We start from the raw sequence: 17,309 nt of genomic DNA, 5'->3' as shown, positions 1-17,309 counted from the left end.
ATTATCTTCCTCCCTTTAATATTTTTGAATTTCTTGCCTGAATAAGATTTACAACAAACAAGATTAAGAATGATGCCGCAAGCATTACAAGTGCAATTGCTGTAGCGCTCTTATAATCAAACTCCTGCAGCTTTGACATAATAATGAGCGGTGTAATTTCAGTTTCAAAAGGCTTGTTGCCTGCTATAAAAATTACCGAGCCGTACTCACCGAGACATCTGCCGAACGCAAGTCCGAAACCTGTAAGAATTGACGGGAGAATTTCAGGAAAAATAATCTTCCAAAAAATCTTTATTCTGCTCGCACCCATTACACCTGCAGCCTCTTCATAAACAGGGTCAAGTTTTTCGAGTACAGGCTGAACCGCTCTTACAACAAACGGAATACCTATAAATACAAGTGCAAAAGTAATACCTACCCTTGTGTACGCAATGCTTATGCCAAACTGTGCAAAAAAACTGCCTATGTAACCTGTATCGGCTGTTAAAGAAGTAAGCGCAATACCCGCAACCGCTGTCGGCAGTGCAAAAGGAAGTTCAATCATTCCGTCAAGTATTCTTTTACCCGGAAATTTATAACGAACCAGCACCCACGCAAGTATAACACCCATAACCGCATTTATTGCAGAGGCTATGAATGCGGTTATAAGGCTTACCTGATAACTTGCCATTACTCTTTCGCTTGTAACGGTATCTATAAAATCCGACCAGCTCATCTGTGCAGTGTAAATCACAAGAGAAGCAAGCGGAATCAATACGATTATGCTAAGTATTGATACAGTAACTCCCATAGATAAGCCAAAGCCGGGGATAACTCGTTTTGCTTTTTTAGTTTTATTCATTCTTACACCCGCTTTTCTTGTAAATACAAAGCATAGTGTTCAGCCGCAAAACAGCCGAACACATACGCATAGTTAATTATTTTTCGTAAATTTTATCAAATATTCCGCCGTCTGCGAAATGTGTTTTTTGTGCCTCGTCCCAACCGCCGAAGTCACTAATTGTAACAAGGTTAATATTTAAATCAAATACATCTGAATACTCTTTCAAAATATCCTGATTGTATGGACGGTAATAATTATCGCCTGCAATCCTCTGTGCCTCATCGCTGTATAAGTAGCTAAGATATTCGGTAGCAACCTCTCTTGTTCCTCTGCTGTCAACTACTTCATCAACAACGGCAACCGACGGTTGTGCAAGAATACTTACGCTCGGAGTTATAATTTCATATTCGTCCGGATGGTCTTTAATAGAAAGATAAGCCTCGTTTTCCCAAGCTAAAAGCACATCGCCCTGTCCGTTTTCCACAAAAGTGGTTGTTGCTCCTCTTGCACCCGAATCAAGTACAAGTACATTTTGATAAAGCTTTTTTACAAAGTCTTCAATTCTGCTTTCATCACCGTTATAAAGCTTATCGGCATATGCCCATGCGGCAAGGTAGTTCCATCTTGCGCCGCCCGAGGTCTTAGGGTTTGGAGTAATAACGCCGACGCCGTTCTTTATAAGATCGTTCCAATCCTTAATATTTTTCGGATTGCCTTTTCTTACAAGGAATACAATTGTAGATGTATACGGTGAAGAATCGTTTTCAAAATTATTTATCCAACCGTCATTTATAAGACCTGCATCTCTTACGGCATTAACATCGTACTCAAGCGCAAGTGTGACTATATCCGCCTCAAGTCCGTTTGCAACCTCAAGAGCCTGCTTGCCCGAACCGCCGTGCGATTGAGTAACCTCTACTTCCTGACCTGTTTTCGCTTTCCAATGGTCGGCAAAAATTTTATTATAGCTTTCGTAAAGTTCTCGTGTAGGGTCATATGAAACATTGGTTATATGTACCTTAGCATCATTAGAAGTATCTTTAGAAGCTTTTCCGCAGCCGAAAAGAGCAAAGGCAGAAGTACCGATAAGGGCTGTTGTAAGAATTGCGGATATAAGTCTTTTAGTAAACACTTTTTTCATTTTAATCAAACCTTTCTTTTAGCTTTATCATAAATTAATAAGTAAACCGATAAAATGTTTTAACACATCGACTTACCGCCAAAAGAACCGCACATTCGTTTATTTATTCGGTTAAAATGATTTTTCATACAAACCACCCTTGCCTTTCATAATGGCAAACATACTTATTTTTGAATAACCTATAATACCTATCATTTTAGTATGTTTGCTTGATAGAGATATTTTATATCCATATCGCCAAAAAGTCAAGTGTTTTTTCAAACTTGTACATTATTTGGCAGATAAATACAATTACTCGGTTAATAATTGTATAAAAATAGTGATAAAATTATGATTTGGCAATTTTTAAGACAAGCAGCCGCTTTTTATAAACTCCGATTATTAAAAAGCCAAAGAAAAAACTCAGCCACAAAATGACTGAGTTTCATTAAAAATTATTTATCGTAATCATCAAGAAAACTGTGCTGATAATCATCTTTCTTATACGAGATAATCGTGTTAAGATTTACATTTTCAACACTGCGGAAAATGTTGCTCTCTATCTGAGGATTTATTTTTTTAAGCTGCGCAATAAGCTGTTTTATTTCCTGTCTTTTTGAGCCTGTATTGCTCGGGTTGCACGATGTGCAGGTATCCGTAAATCTGCACGCACACTGTATAAAATTAAGTTTATTGTAATCTCTCCAATGCTTTATTTCCGCCTCTCTTATAAGGTAAAGCGGTCTTATAAGCTCCATTCCCTCATAATTTGTACTATGCAGTTTCGGCATCATAGTCTGCACCTGTCCGCCGTAAAGCATACCCATTAATATGGTTTCTATAACATCGTCATAATGATGTCCGAGTGCAATTTTATTACAGCCAAGTTCCTTAGCCTTTTTGTAGAGGTATCCTCTTCTCATTCTTGCACAGAGATAACACGGATACTTTTCCACATTATATACCGACTCAAAAATCTGTGTTTCAAAAACCGTAATCGGAATATTCAGCTTTCTTGCGTTGTTCTCAATAACATCTCTGTTTTCAACGCTGTATCCCGGGTCCATTACAAGATATACAAGCTCAAACGGAAATTTATTATGCCTTTTAAGTTCCTGAAAAAGTTTTGCCATAAGCATAGAATCTTTGCCGCCCGAAATACATACGGCTATTTTATCGTTCGGCTTTACAAGTTCATACTCAATTACAGCTTTTGTAAATCTGCCCCATATGGTCTTGCTGAATTTTTTTCTTATACTTTTTTCAACATCTGCCGCATAATCGTCATCGGTAAATTTATCCTTTAGCCAGCCGTAATATCCGTTCACAAGATTTACCGCATCGTAGCCGTCTTCTCGCAACTCTTCTGCAAGAGTATCGCTTATTTGACCGCTTTTGCAGCAAATAATCAATCTCTTATCTTTCGGCAAAATGCTTTTATCATTTTTAATTTTCTCAAGTGGAATATTTACCGAGTTTGGAATATTTCCGTAGTTATAAGAAATCTCATCTCTTATATCAATCACCGTACAAGTGTTTTTATCAGCTCTCTTTAATTCTTCAATAGAAATTTCATATTCTTCTCTGTTCATACTTACCTCTGCTGTTCGTAATATGCTACTATTATACTCCCAAATCCGTCTGCCAGCAATACAATTAACGCAAATAATAAAAAGCTGCACCGATTTTCTGTAAAAACAGGAAACGGTACAGCTTAAATAGTGAATAAAAGGAGAATTTTTAATCACTAATAGCGGCATAAATATCTACTGATAATATTATACAGCTATAAATGACAAAAGTCAACTATAACAGTTTTACATAACGAAATATTATTGATATTTTTCATTCATTGCATTAAAAAATCTGACCCACTCCGATTCGGGAATTTTATTTTTCAATGAAAATCGCAGTGTTTTATGTATAAAATCATTTTGGTTTATGTAATCGGCAAGATCATAAGCAACCGCCCTTGAATTTTTGCTTTCGGCTGCAAGGTCAAGCATTTCACCGAATTCATCATCATTAAGTTTTAGCGCATCTCTCAATTTCATTAAAACATCATATGACGGCGCAGGTCTTTTGCCTGCTTCAATACTTGACTGATACACATTAGAAATACCGATTGTTTCTGCCACATATTTAAGAGAATAGTCACACCTTATTCTTTTTTCCTTAATGAAATCGCCAAAATTATCGCTCATAACCCTCACCTTTATAATACTACAAATTATTCATTGATTTCATAATATAATCTTAGTATAATTATAAAACTCAAACATAATAAATAATATTACTTTTTATTACACAAAATATTATAAAATGTTGGTTTTCGTTAGTTTTTGTAGTATAATATAATAATGAGGTGATATTGTGAACAAAGTTAACTTACTTATTGTAGAAGATGATAATAATACTGTAGAAGAGTATAAATCTGATATTAAAGGTTTTGAAAATTTTTATATTGTCGGCACTACAAACAACTCCTCAAAAGCCGTAGAAATGGTAAAAGAATACTGTCCTCATGCTGTTATTCTCGACTTGGAACTACATCAGGGCAGTGGCAACGGTCTTTTATTTTTAAAAGGGTTGTCTGAACTTGCATTGCCAAACAAGCCTTTTATACTGGTAGTTACCAATAATATCAGTAATGTTACTCATTCCATAGCAAGAAATTTAGGTGCAGACTTTGTAATAACTAAAAATCAAAATGATTTCAGCTGTAAAATGGTACTTGAGTTTCTCAACTCAATTGTACAAACAACGCTGACTTCAAATTTCAGTTCACCGAGCGCCGCAAAAGCCGCTGAACGCATAAGCAACAGCGAAATTATAAGAGATAAAATCTCTGTTGAACTTGATTTAATAGGAATCAGCCCAAAACTTAAGGGCAGAAATTACCTTGCAGACGCTATTGAAATCACTTGCAATCAGGGAGTAACCAATCTTTGCAGTATTGTGGCACAAAAATATAAAAAAACCGATGCAAGTGTTGAGCGTGCAATGCAAACTGCCATAAACCACGCTTGGCGAAACACCGATATTGAAAGTCTTGAACGCTACTATACCACATACATAAATCCGCAGAAAGGCGTTCCCACAGTTATGGAATTTATCTATTATTATTCTTCCAAAATCAAAAAAAGCCTGTAAATTTATCCCGATGTTTATTAGCATCGGGATTTTTTTTGCAACAAAAATTTATAAATTCATCATAAAATAACAATTTCTAATTATTATTTTTACATTATGTGATATTTATTCACTATATTAAAAATAAAGCAATTACAGCAACAAATCAGAATTTTCCCGCAAAAAAGGTACACTTTACTTGTAAAACAAAAGTAAAGGAGGTACTGAAGTATGTGGGATGATATTTATGAATTTTTAAAGTATATTTTAGGGAAATAATATAGTGACATTATTTAGCTTGTATGATATAATATTATCATTATAGTAATACGGAGTTAAATATTATGTCAACAAACATTACAGAGCTTTTATATAATTTTGCTATGAATTTTTTTATTAAAGCTCCGACTTTATTTTCATCAGCCTATATTTTTATTAAAACAACAAACATTAAATGCAGCAAATCAAAGTTAGCTTTGCTTTTGACTGCATTTTTTGTCGTCAATATAATTTCGTCTGTTGTACTTTTATTTGACAACAGTTTGGGATTCTTGGCAAGTTGTATATTGTTTATTGTAACTATCACACTGTTTACTAAAAACAATATAAAAAATACCATTTCCATCTCCATTGTTTCAATGGGACTTTCCTATTGCGTACGATTTATCATTGCCTTGATTTTTGCAATTGCATCACACTATATATCATTAGTTACATATGATTTCTTGAATCCGAAAAGTATTTTTACGGTAATTTTTATAGGCATAATACAATTCTTATCAACATTATATATAATGAAAATTAAGAGATTAAAAAACGGTCTTGCCTTTTTCAATAAGTCCGATAACTTTGGCATAGGTCTGTTAATATCAGGTTTTATTTTCTTAATCATAGCTCTGCTTGCACAAGACGGCGATGACTACAAATCTATATTTGTATATATGTTTATAGGATTGATAATTTGTTGTATAGGTGCTGTAATTTGGATAAGAACAAACATAACACGGTACTATAAAAGTCGGCTGCAGCAAAAAGCAGACGAACATTTCAATTCGGTTATTGAGGAAAAAAACAGTAATATTGAGGAACTTACAAAATCCAATGCCTTTCTTTCAAAAATAGTACACCGTGACAACCACCTTATGAGCTCTTTACAATATTCTTTAGAAGAACTTTGCAATTGTAACGATAAACAAAAGGAAAGTAAAATAATCACTGAACTTCTTACTCTTGCAAAAGAAAGAAACGAACTCGTGCAAAAAGAACAGGCAGAAAATAAAGTGCTTGCATCTACGGGAAATTCTGTTATTGACGGCGCTCTGCTTAATATGTATATAAAAGCCTCTGCTCACGAAATTAATTTTGATTTGATAGCAAATACAGATATTAACTACCTTATCAATCATTTTCTTTCGCAAACCGAACTTGAAACCCTGCTTTGCGACCATATAAAAGACGCTGTCATAGCCGTTGAAAGCACAGGCAAAAGGAACGGAAATATTCTGACATCTGTTTCTTCGGTTGACGGAATATATGAAATTTCCGTAAGCGACAACGGAATTGAATTTGAAACCGATACTTTACAAAAACTCGGTACCGAAAGAGTTACCACTCACAAAGAAAGCGGCGGCAACGGCATAGGTTTTATGACAACTTTTGATACTCTGAAAAATTCAAAGGCAAGTCTTATTATTACCGAATACGAACCCGATAAGCCGTTTACCAAAACCGTTACTTTCAGGTTTGACGGTCAAGGAAACTTTATTATAAGATCTTACAGATGCGAAATTCTCAAAGAAAAAATCATCCGTGAAGATATTTTAATTACTTATAATTAATATTTCGTTTATATGAAGTAATTAAGGCACAGCATTTTCGCTGTGCCTTTTGCATAAAATCGGCTCACCTAAAGCAAGCAGATTAAAATTATTCTATTGTTCCGCCGCCTACTACTACATCTTCGTCATACAGAACCACTGCCTGACCTTTTGAAATAGCTCTTTGCGGCTTATCAAATACAATGTGCAGTTTGTTATCTGAAAGCTGTTCTACCGTTGCATCCTGTTCAGGCTGATTGTATCTTACCCTTGCTTTTATATGCAAAGGTTTGTCAAGCTTTTCGTAAGCAATAAGATTAATATCTTTTGCGTAAAGCTCTTTTGAAAACAGTCTGTCATTATCGCAAAGTATAACCTTGTTGTTTGCAATATCCTTTTCCTTGACATACATCGGGTGAGGCAAAGCAAGACCAAGTCCCTTTCTCTGCCCTATCGTATATCTTATAATGCCCTTATGTGTACCGAGAACATTGCCGTTTTCATCAACAAAGTCACCAAAATCATACTTTCTGCCCGTGTACTGCTCAATGAACTTTGCGTAATCTCCGTCAGGTACAAAACAAATATCCTGACTGTCGTGTTTTTGAGCATTAATAAGGTTATATTTTTCCGCTATTTTTCTTACTTCGTGCTTTGTAAGTTTTCCAAGCGGAAGCAAGGTTCTTGAAAGCTGTCTTTGAGTAAGCGAGTAAAGTACATAACTTTGGTCTTTTGTTACATCGGGGGACTTTCTCAATAAATATCTTTGCAATCCCTCATCATACTCAATGACAGAGTAATGACCTGTAACTACATAATCAAAGTCAAGCTCATCGGCTCTCTGCATAAGCTTTTCAAATTTAATATATCTGTTGCAGTCAATGCAAGGATTAGGCGTACAGCCGTTTTCGTATGCAGAAATAAAACGGTCAATTACATTTTCTTTAAAGCTGTCTTTAAAATTGTAAACATAATAAGGTATTCCGATTTTTCTGCAAACATTTCTCGCATCGTCAATATCATCAAGCGAACAGCAGGTTTTCTCCTTCTTTTCGCCAATATCCTCGTTATCAAAAAGCTTAAGAGTAATGCCCGTAGCGTCATAGCCCTGCTCCTTTATCAAGCAAGCCGCTACCGAACTGTCAACTCCTCCGCTCATTGCTATTAATGCCCTTTCGGTCATATTATTCTCCTTAACCGCCAAGTCTTATCATCTCGTCAATACATTTCTTTGCGTCTGTAATAGTCTGCTCATCAAGGATAATTTCCTCGCCGCCCTCGCCTTTAAGGCAATTGAACACATCCATAAGAGTGGTAGCTTTCATATTAGGACAAATGAGCTTTTGTGTAAGAATATGGAATTTCTTATCGGGACAATCATACTGCAAATGCTCTGCAATACTGATTTCGGTACCGATGATAAATTCCTTTTTATCACTGTTCTTTGCGTAGTTCATAATGCCCGATGTCGAGCCTACATAATCCGCAAGATCAACAACAGCAGGCTGGCACTCCGGATGAACAAGAAGTTCGGCATTTGGGAACTGTGCCTTTGCCTTTTTAACATCTTCCGCTGTAACGCAAGCGTGAATCGGACAACCGCCGTGCAAAAGTTTAAAATTCTTATCCGGAAGCTGACGGCTTACATAATCGCCAAGGTTGCAGTCAGGGATAAAAAGAATATTCTTTTCAGACATATTGCTTACAATCTTAACGGCAGATGAACTTGTTACACAAACATCACAAATAGTTTTTAAATCTGCTGTGGTATTTATGTATGCAACTACCGCATAATCGGGATACATTTCTTTTACGGAAGAAATCATTTCTTTATCCATCTGGTCAGCCATCTGACAGCCGGCACTCGGCTGAGCAAGATAAACCGTTTTATCGGGTGAAAGAATTTTGCAGGTTTCTGCCATAAAACGAACACCGCACATAAGAATGTTTTTATTTGTAACTTTGCTTGCATCTACACTCAATTTATAGCTGTCGCCTGTAAAATCGGCAATTTCGCAAATCTCTCTTGCCTGATAGCTGTGGGCAAGAATACAAACATCTTTTTCTTTTTTTAACTCAAGAATTTTATTTTGAATTTCAGAAATATTCATACATACATTTCCCTTCATTTTTCCTTTTAAATTTATTATACATTTTTTTGCCTACTATTGCAATAGGTCTTTTTATTTTAAAAATATTGTTTATGTTTAATGGTTAAAAGAATTATAAATTATCACAATTGCTGAAAATTATTTGAATTTTTGTCTTTACTTTATACTTTAATTGTGATATAATACTTAATATATACAAGTAGAGGTTATTCTGCTTAATATTTTAATTGGATAATATAAACAGGAGGTTAGTACAATGAAAAAAGTTGTTTCCCTCGCATTGGCTCTTGTGCTGATGCTTGCAGCGTCTATTCCGGTATTTGCCGCACCAAGTCCTACAGGTACATACACTTATGTAGTAGTTGTTATTCCTACCACAGGCGGCAGCGGTGACTATGAGTTCACTACAGGCATTGATGAGGACGGTAACCAGAATGTTCACCTTACTCCAAAGCCAAAGTCCGGTTATTCTTTTGACCATTGGGTAATTGACGGTCCTTACAGAACCGATCAGCCGCTTACAGATGGAAATCTTGATATTATAATCACAGGTGATATTAAGGTAACTCCTTATTACACAATCAACGGTGAGTCACCTACACAGGCTGTAACAACAGATACTTCTGATAAATCGCCGCAGACCGGTCCTTCAAGCGCAATGCCGTATGTAATAATCGGCTTATCACTTATAGCTGTTGCTGTCAGCGTAACTATTGTTAAGTCAAAGAAATCAAACTAATTTTGCTAATAAAAACAGCTTTCGGTTTTCGAAAGCTGTTTTTTAATGCTTATTATAGTTAAAATTTACAGAAATATTGACACGGTTGTCAATATTTGTTATAATTATTTGATGTGATTTATTATGAAAAAAAATCGAAATAAAATTCTTATTACAATTCTTGTTATTACAATTATTCTGTTAATTCTGTGCGTAATTTATGTTATGTATCAAATGAATACTCAACACAAAGAGCAGGACGATTACAGCAAACTTGCAAGTTCTGTGGCTCCGAGCATAGCCGAAGAAGTTACTTCCCCGTCAATTGACGAAACTCTTGCCGAAAATCCTATTATAGATAATCCTATAGATTTTGAGTCGCTGCAAGCTCAAAATGACGAAATCTATTCTTGGATATATATTCCCGATACCAACATAAATTACCCTGTTTGCAGGAGTAACACAAACGATAATTTTTACCTGGATCATGATATTTACGGAAATTACAGCTTTTCAGGCTCTATTTATTCACAGTATTGTAATTCTATATATATGCATGACAGGGTAACCGTACTCTACGGCCACAATATGGCAGACGGAAGTATGTTTGCCGATTTATATAAATTTACAAATACGGATTTTTTCAATGACCATGAGTATTTTTACATCTACAGACCTCAGCACAAACTTACCTACCGTATAGTGTCGGTTTATTCATATGACGACCGACATATAATGAATTCGTTTGATTTTGATGACGACAAGGTTTTTCAGGAATACCTTGATTATATTCAAAATCCCAGATCATTCACAAAAGTTGTAAGAGATAATTCGGAGCTGACAATCAATGACAAAATTGTCACGCTAAGCACCTGCCTTAATTCAGGTGACGGACGACTTCTTTTACAGGGGGTGTTAATAAAAGATGAACTCACAAAATAATAACGAAAACAACAATAATACGGATACTGCTGATAAAGAAACCAAACATTACGATAATATTTACAGCAATTCAAATAAGCAGCCTTCTCAAACAGGCGAAAGCGCGGCAAGTGATGATGAAAAAGGAAATGTGCAATACGCCGACCGTAGTATAAGAGATGATATTAACGACTATAAGTTTGTTAAATCGTATAAAAGCCACGGTCATCATAAACACCATCACCATCATCATTCAAGCAAAGAAAATGCCGATGATGTATTATTGGTACAAACAAAAGGCAGTTCAAATAAAATAAAGAAAAAAAGTTTGAGTACAGGCAACGAAAAATATTTGCTGGAATACGACGAACTTGTAAAAAGCAATCACCCTGCGATGGGTTCTAAGGAACAGAAAAAAGCAATTAGAGAAAATCAAAAAATCAAGAAAAGGCGTTTTAAAAAATGGCAGAGAGTAATACTCACAATTATCAGTACAATTCTTGCGCTTGTTCTTGTTGTAAGCGGGCTTTTGGTATGTTTTATTTACAACGGCTCTAAAGAATTGCTTGACAATACAAATATAATTTCGGCTCCGTCAAATGTAGTTGTTCAAAACGGCGGTCAATATGTTGTGTATAACGGACAAACATATGAATTTAACAAGAATATGACAAGTATTCTTTGTATGGGCATCGATAAAAGTTCTTTTGACGGTGCAAGCGATATAAAGGGCGAAAACGGTCAAGCCGATGTTCTTATACTTGTTGCTATGGACACCTCGACAGGCGAAACTAAGCTTATTAATATATCAAGAGATACAATGACCGATGTTGCGGTATATTCGGCAAGCGGTTATTATGTGGAAACTGTAAAAGAACAGATTTGTCTTTCATATGCTTACGGCGACGGCAAGGAGTCAAGTTGTGCAAATACGGTTACCGCCGTTGAAAGACTTTTCTACAACATTCCGATTAATTCATACTTTGCGCTTGACCTTGACGGTATATCAGCTCTTAATGATGCCGTAGGCGGAGTTGATGTTGTTTCTCCCGAAACCATAGGCGATTTTAAAGAGGGCGAAAGCTACCATCTTGAAGGTCAGAATGCAGAAGCTTTTGTTCGTTCAAGAGATATGGAAAGCGTAGACGCAAACAGCAAGCGTATGCAACGACAGCAGGTATATCTTGATTCATTTATGAATACGGTTCTTGCGCAGACTAAAAATGACATTACAACACCTGTAAGCCTGTTTAATGCCTCTGCCCCATACTCATGCACAAACCTGAACCCGTCGAAAATTTGCTATTTATCACAGAATATGCTTAGCCACAACGGTATGAATATGACAATGGTTTCCGTACCGGGTGAGCTGAAAAAAGGTGAAGTTTATACCGAGTTTTATGTAAACGAAGACGAGTTTTATAAACTGATTCTTGATACTTATTACAAACCGTATAACGGATAAAGCGAAAGCTGAAGTCGATATAAAAAACGACTTCAGCTTTTTATTTTGAATTGCGTTCTATCATTCCAACAAAACCCGTAAAACAAATCCCTCATCACGGAAAAATGTGGGAAAATAGTTGTGGGCTTTGCCCACACCCACATTCTTATAAAAGTTCGACCAAACTTTTATAATTGCTTGGCTTATGTGTTTCGCTATACCATATTTATTCCAACTTTTATAAAGAACCGTTTAAGTATGTTTAATTATAAACATAAAAATCTGCCATACCAAATCTGGTATGGCAGATGAATTTTTAAGGGATTTTATAAGGAGTTTTAAATTAGTACATACCGCCCATATCAGGAGCAGCAGGTGCAGCAGGAGCTGCAGGCTCTTTAATATCTGCAACGAGTGACTCTGTTGTGAGTACCATTGCAGCAACAGAAGATGCGTTCTGGAGAGCAGAACGAGTAACCTTTGTCGGGTCAACGATACCTGCCTCAATCATATCTGTGTATTCCTCTGTAAGAGCGTTAAAGCCATAGCCAACCTTGTTAGCCTTCTTAATGTTCTCGCAGATTACGCTGCCCTCAAGACCTGCATTTGCGGCAATCTGACGGAGCGGCTCTTCAAGAGCTTTAAGAACAATCTTAGCGCCTGTCTTAGCATCACCCTCAAGTGTATCAACAAAAGCGGAAACAGCAGGAATAGCGTTCATACAAGCGATACCGCCGCCTGCTACGATACCCTCTTCAACAGCAGCCTTAGTAGCGGCAAGAGCATCTTCGATTCTGAGTTTCTTTTCTTTCATTTCAACTTCGGTAGCAGCGCCGACTTTGATTACTGCAACGCCGCCTGCGAGTTTAGCAAGACGCTCCTGAAGTTTTTCACGGTCAAAATCAGATGTTGTTGTTTCAATCTGCTGACGAATCTGTGCAACTCTGCCCTTAATAGCGTCCTTGTCGCCTGCACCGTCAACAATGATTGTGTTCTCTTTCTCAACCTTTACCTGACGAGCAGTACCAAGCTGATCCATTGTTGTATCTTTAAGCTCAAGACCTAAGTCTGATGTAATTACTGTACCGCCTGTAAGTGTTGCGATATCCTGTAACATTTCTTTTCTTCTGTCGCCAAAGCCCGGTGCCTTAACAGCAACACAAGTAAATGTACCTCTTAACTTGTTGAGTACGAGAGTTGTAAGAGCTTCGCCCTCTACATCTTCGGCAATGATAAGGAGTTTTCTGCCTGACTGAACAATCTGCTCAAGAATAGGGAGAATTTCCTGTGTATTTGAAATCTTCTTATCTGTAATAAGAATGTATGGGTTGTCAAGTTCTGCAACCATCTTGTCTGTATCTGTTACCATATAAGGTGCAATGTAACCACGGTCAAACATCATACCTTCTACAACTTCGCTGTAAGTTTCGGCTGTCTTTGACTCTTCAACTGTGATAACACCGTCTGTTGTAACCTTTTCCATAGCCTCGGCAATGAGCTTACCGATGAACTCATCCTGTGAAGAAACTGTAGCAACTCTTGCAATATCGTCAGAACCCGAAACCTGCTTGCTGTTGTCAGAAACAGCCTTTACCGCAACATTGATAGCGTCTGCAATACCTTTCTTAAGAACCATTGGGTTTGCGCCTGCTGTTACATTCTTCATACCCTCTCTGATAAGAGCCTGAGCAAGAAGTGTAGCTGTTGTTGTACCGTCACCTGCAACATCGTTTGTTTTGATTGAAACTTCCTTAACAAGCTGTGCGCCCATATTCTCGAATGGGTCGTCAAGCTCAATTTCCTTAGCAATTGTTACACCGTCGTTTGTGATGAGCGGAGCGCCGTACTTTTTGTCAAGTACAACATTTCTGCCCTTAGGGCCGAGTGTGATTTTAACTGTATCAGCAAGCTGGTCAATACCTCTCATAAGAGATTTTCTTGCTTCTTCACCATAAGCAATTTGTTTAGCCATAATTAATTACCTCCAAAATATATCAAATAAAAATAATTATTCTACTGTTGCAAGAATATCTGACTGACGAACGATTGTGTACTCTTCACCGTCAATCTTAACTTCTGTGCCTGCATACTTGCTTGCGATTACTTTGTCGCCGACATTTACATACATCTTAACTTCGTTGCCGTCTACAACACCGCCGGGGCCTACTGCAACTACTCTTGCAAACTGTGGCTTTTCCTGTGCGGCAGATGAAAGAATGATACCGCTCTTTGTTTTTTCTTCGGCTTCTTCAACCTGTAATACTACTCTGTCAAGTAATGGTTTAATACTCATAATATAAATCCTCCTAAAAAGTTTATGTGTTATTTCGGTTAGCACTCTGTATCCTTGAGTGCTAATTATATTTTATACCATTTTTTAGAAATGTCAAGAGAAATTTGACTAAATTTGACCTTTAATTTATAAACAATTAAATTTATTTGTACAGCACTGTATTATAATTCGTATATAGAACTAAAATAACTTAAACAAGCCCTTTTTTCTTTAGTTTACCTTTAGGTTCGGGTTTATTTATTTCATAGCCGTTTTTAATGGAAAGTTTTGCAAGCAATGCAATTCCGTCCGTAAGAGCCTTTTTAGATTCATTGTCTATCTTATTAAATGCTTTAATCATAGTCGGTATATTTTTTATGCCTGCCTTTCGTATGTCGTCAAAGGTGATTTTACCGCCTTCTGCCATAATTTGAAATACAGAGTCTATGATTTGTTTTTTCTGTTCGGTTGTAAGTCCGTCAATAAGCTCTTTCATATTTTTTTCGGCAAATTTAATACTCTTGGTATCTTCATCAAGGTGTACAAAGTGTGTGCCTACTACATTCCAACTGAAAGCATCGTGCTGCCAGAAAGAATGACTTGCGCTTTTTACTATTATATAATCTTCATCATGCTCAAGTAACATACCCACAAATGATGACTGCGGAACAAAGGTAGTGATTCTGTCGGCAATTTCTTTGTGCTGCTCACTTTCTATGAATTCCTTTGAAAAACCCGGACCGTCGTTGTTATATACAGCTATTATTCTGTCTTTGATTTCAGGAAAAGTATTTACAGCGGAATAGATTGCGAGATTTCCGCCTTTGGAGTGACCTCCGAGGTATATTTCGCTGTTTGGATATTTGTTTGCAACCATACTCAGATATGCCGCTGCGTTAAGCTGTGAGGGAATATTGTCGGTTATGGCAATCATACAATCTTCTTTCCAACCGTTGAGCGTATTGTCTGTGCCACGGTAAGCGATAAATAATTTATCTGTATCAAAATGAAAAGTGCAAGCGCCGAATTGCATTGGATTATCTTCGCAGTCATATGCCGCAAAATCCGATACATATATATTTTTTAACCTGTTGCTTTTAGCTGATTCGGATAATAACTTGGTTATTTCCTTGCCGACTGTGTTGTAAAAATCTTTAATTACATAGTAATCTTTAAAAACAACATCACGCTTTTCTTTAAAATAAAGTTTATTTATGTCGGAAAGCGGAAGCTGTGATTTTTCTGTATATCCCGAAAAATCAAGATAAACAAGCTCTGAAAATATAAGAGCGTCAACTTCGTTTAAAGGTGAAATATCAAAACCTAAATCGCCACGCCATTTTAAATAGTTTATAAGATTATTCATAACCCACCTCGCAATATATTAATAATTAAATTTTATAAAATTTGCACTTAAAAAGCAATATAATTCACATAAAATTCAGAAAGCCCACTGCAAAATATGCAATGGGCAATTTTAAGTTTATTTTTGCTGTGCTTGTCTTAAAATGTCAGGTAAAGAATTGAATATTACCTGTATATTTAATATTACTTTATCTTCAACGAATTTTTTTGTTTTTAAAACCGTAACGGATATATTGTTTTGAATTTTGCAATTGTTTACAACTTTCTTTTATAATCTAAATAATTATAAAAGTTTGGTCAACCTTTTATAATTTTTTGACTTAAGGATAGAACCGACAAATTATAAAAACCGCTCTCCCAAGAATTTTTTAGAAGAGCGGTTTGTGTATTTGTTTTAATAATTATTCGTTAATAGCTTTAACGAGAGCCTGTGCTTTGTCTGTCTTTTCCCAAGCAACGCCGAGTTCTTCTCTGCCCATATGACCGTAAGCGGCAAGCGGACGATACTTTGTTTCTTTAAGCTTTAACTGCTCAATAATAGAATTCGGACGGCAGTCAAATACCTTTTCCACAGCGTCTGAAAGCTGTTCGTTTGTGTAGCTTGATGAACCGAAAGCATCTACCATTATTGATACAGGTTTAGCAACACCGATTGCATATGCAAGCTGAACCTCGCACTTATCGGCAAGACCTGCGGCAACAATATTCTTTGCGATGTATCTTGCGTAGTAAGCGGCACTTCTGTCAACCTTTGTCGGGTCTTTACCGCTGAATGCACCGCCGCCGTGACGAGAAAATCCGCCGTAGGTATCAACTATAATCTTTCTGCCTGTAAGACCTGAATCGCCTACAGGGCCGCCGATTACAAATCTGCCTGTCGGGTTGATGAAATATTTTGTGTTTTCGTCTAAAAGCTCGGCAGGAATAATTGGCTTTACTACATATTCAACCATATCTTTTCTGATCTGCTCCAGTGTAACCTTTTCATCGTGCTGTGTAGACACAACAACGGTGTCTACCCTTACAGGTGTGTCACCCTCATACTCAACGGTTACCTGTGTTTTACCGTCAGGACGAAGGTAGGAGAGAGTACCGTCTTTTCTTACCGCTGTAAGCTGTTTTGCAAGCTTGTGAGCAAGTGAGATAGCAAGCGGCATAAGCTCTTTGGTTTCGTTGCAAGCGTAACCGAACATCATACCCTGGTCGCCGGCACCAATCTGATTGTTGGCGTCATTTTCGCCGTCTTTAAGCTCGTAGCTTTCGTTTACGCCCATTGCAATATCAGGGCTCTGCTGGTCAATAGAAGTGAGTACAGCGCAAGTATTGCCGTTAAAACCGCACGCCTGGTTGTCATAGCCGATGTCATTTACAACTTTTCTTGCGATACCTGCAATGTCAACATAGCAGTCTGTAGAAATTTCGCCCATAACATGAACTACACCTGTTGTAGCGGTTACCTCGCAGGCAACATGAGCGTTTTTATCCTGTTCGAGAATAGCGTCAAGAACAGCGTCGGAAATCTGGTCGCAAACTTTGTCAGGATGTCCCTCTGTTACTGACTCAGAAGTGAAAAAATGTTTTGCCAT

The 17,309-nt window shown here is 36.9% G+C and carries 15 protein-coding genes; 5 read left to right on the top strand and 10 right to left on the bottom strand.

The window, feature by feature from the left end:
- Window position 1 precedes the first annotated feature (1 nt).
- The 4 genes from cysT to AAAY30_RS01085 all read right to left on the bottom strand — a co-directional run bounded on the left by cysT (window position 2) and on the right by AAAY30_RS01085 (window position 4,147).
- Window positions 2-841 carry a sulfate ABC transporter permease subunit CysT gene (gene cysT, locus AAAY30_RS01100; RefSeq protein ID WP_252560159.1) on the bottom strand — a complete coding sequence of 280 codons (840 nt, stop codon included), beginning with the start codon at window positions 839-841 and terminating at the stop codon, window positions 2-4.
- A 76-nt stretch (window positions 842-917) separates the two neighbouring features.
- Entirely contained in the window at window positions 918-1,964 is a 1,047-nt protein-coding gene (locus AAAY30_RS01095; RefSeq protein ID WP_337781557.1) for a sulfate ABC transporter substrate-binding protein, read from the bottom strand.
- Between the two features lie 434 nt (window positions 1,965-2,398).
- Window positions 2,399-3,535 carry a PP-loop family protein gene (locus AAAY30_RS01090; protein ID WP_337613139.1) on the bottom strand — a complete coding sequence of 379 codons (1,137 nt, stop codon included), beginning with the start codon at window positions 3,533-3,535 and terminating at the stop codon, window positions 2,399-2,401.
- A gap of 240 nt (window positions 3,536-3,775) precedes the next feature.
- Window positions 3,776-4,147, bottom strand: coding sequence for a helix-turn-helix domain-containing protein (locus AAAY30_RS01085; protein ID WP_337613140.1), 372 nt, complete (start codon window positions 4,145-4,147; stop codon window positions 3,776-3,778).
- 169 nt (window positions 4,148-4,316) lie between these two features.
- On the opposite strand from AAAY30_RS01085, the gene AAAY30_RS01080 reads away from it, so the two are divergent.
- Together AAAY30_RS01080 and AAAY30_RS01075 are read left to right on the top strand one after the other, a co-directional pair.
- The gene (locus AAAY30_RS01080) at window positions 4,317-5,096 is read left to right on the top strand and encodes a sporulation initiation factor Spo0A C-terminal domain-containing protein (RefSeq protein WP_499222337.1); all 780 of its coding nucleotides are present in this window, start codon (window positions 4,317-4,319) and stop codon (window positions 5,094-5,096) included.
- 773 nt (window positions 5,097-5,869) lie between these two features.
- A complete protein-coding gene (locus tag AAAY30_RS01075) occupies window positions 5,870-6,913 on the top strand; it encodes a hypothetical protein (protein WP_484309505.1) in 1,044 nt (347 codons plus the stop codon).
- An 88-nt stretch (window positions 6,914-7,001) separates the two neighbouring features.
- On the opposite strand, the gene mnmA is transcribed toward AAAY30_RS01075, so the two are convergent.
- Together mnmA and nadA are read right to left on the bottom strand one after the other, a co-directional pair.
- Window positions 7,002-8,075: a tRNA 2-thiouridine(34) synthase MnmA gene (mnmA, locus tag AAAY30_RS01070; RefSeq protein WP_022233919.1), complete on the bottom strand. Its 1,074-nt coding sequence runs from the start codon at window positions 8,073-8,075 to the stop codon at window positions 7,002-7,004.
- Window positions 8,076-8,085: 10 nt separating this feature from the next.
- Window positions 8,086-9,003: a quinolinate synthase NadA gene (gene nadA, locus AAAY30_RS01065; RefSeq protein WP_499215680.1), complete on the bottom strand. Its 918-nt coding sequence runs from the start codon at window positions 9,001-9,003 to the stop codon at window positions 8,086-8,088.
- 256 nt (window positions 9,004-9,259) lie between these two features.
- Here nadA and AAAY30_RS01060 point away from each other — a divergent pair, with 256 nt between their 5' ends.
- The 3 genes from AAAY30_RS01060 (at window position 9,260) to AAAY30_RS01050 (ending at window position 12,107) form a co-directional block, all read left to right on the top strand.
- Window positions 9,260-9,742: an LPXTG cell wall anchor domain-containing protein gene (locus tag AAAY30_RS01060; protein ID WP_022233917.1), complete on the top strand. Its 483-nt coding sequence runs from the start codon at window positions 9,260-9,262 to the stop codon at window positions 9,740-9,742.
- Window positions 9,743-9,865: 123 nt separating this feature from the next.
- Window positions 9,866-10,663 carry a class B sortase gene (gene srtB, locus AAAY30_RS01055; protein WP_499215681.1) on the top strand — a complete coding sequence of 266 codons (798 nt, stop codon included), beginning with the start codon at window positions 9,866-9,868 and terminating at the stop codon, window positions 10,661-10,663.
- Window positions 10,647-12,107 carry an LCP family protein gene (locus tag AAAY30_RS01050; protein ID WP_499215682.1) on the top strand — a complete coding sequence of 487 codons (1,461 nt, stop codon included), beginning with the start codon at window positions 10,647-10,649 and terminating at the stop codon, window positions 12,105-12,107. Before srtB ends, AAAY30_RS01050 begins: the two co-directional genes overlap by 17 nt.
- 322 nt (window positions 12,108-12,429) lie before the next feature.
- On the opposite strand, the gene groL is transcribed toward AAAY30_RS01050, so the two are convergent.
- From groL to metK, 4 genes are all read right to left on the bottom strand, one after another.
- Window positions 12,430-14,058 carry a chaperonin GroEL gene (groL, locus tag AAAY30_RS01045; RefSeq protein ID WP_186934638.1) on the bottom strand — a complete coding sequence of 543 codons (1,629 nt, stop codon included), beginning with the start codon at window positions 14,056-14,058 and terminating at the stop codon, window positions 12,430-12,432.
- A 36-nt stretch (window positions 14,059-14,094) separates the two neighbouring features.
- Window positions 14,095-14,379: a co-chaperone GroES gene (locus AAAY30_RS01040; RefSeq protein ID WP_022235482.1), complete on the bottom strand. Its 285-nt coding sequence runs from the start codon at window positions 14,377-14,379 to the stop codon at window positions 14,095-14,097.
- Between the two features lie 190 nt (window positions 14,380-14,569).
- Entirely contained in the window at window positions 14,570-15,724 is a 1,155-nt protein-coding gene (locus tag AAAY30_RS01035; RefSeq protein ID WP_295053501.1) for an Mbeg1-like protein, read from the bottom strand.
- A 400-nt stretch (window positions 15,725-16,124) separates the two neighbouring features.
- Entirely contained in the window at window positions 16,125-17,309 is a 1,185-nt protein-coding gene (gene metK, locus AAAY30_RS01030) for a methionine adenosyltransferase (protein ID WP_252559888.1), read from the bottom strand.

It is taken from the genome of Ruminococcoides bili (assembly GCF_040093295.1).
In the GTDB taxonomy this organism is placed as follows: domain Bacteria; phylum Bacillota; class Clostridia; order Oscillospirales; family Acutalibacteraceae; genus Ruminococcoides; species Ruminococcoides intestinale_A.
The sequence above is the reverse complement of the archived record's forward strand: the minus strand, read 5'-3'. Positions and strand labels throughout refer to the sequence as shown.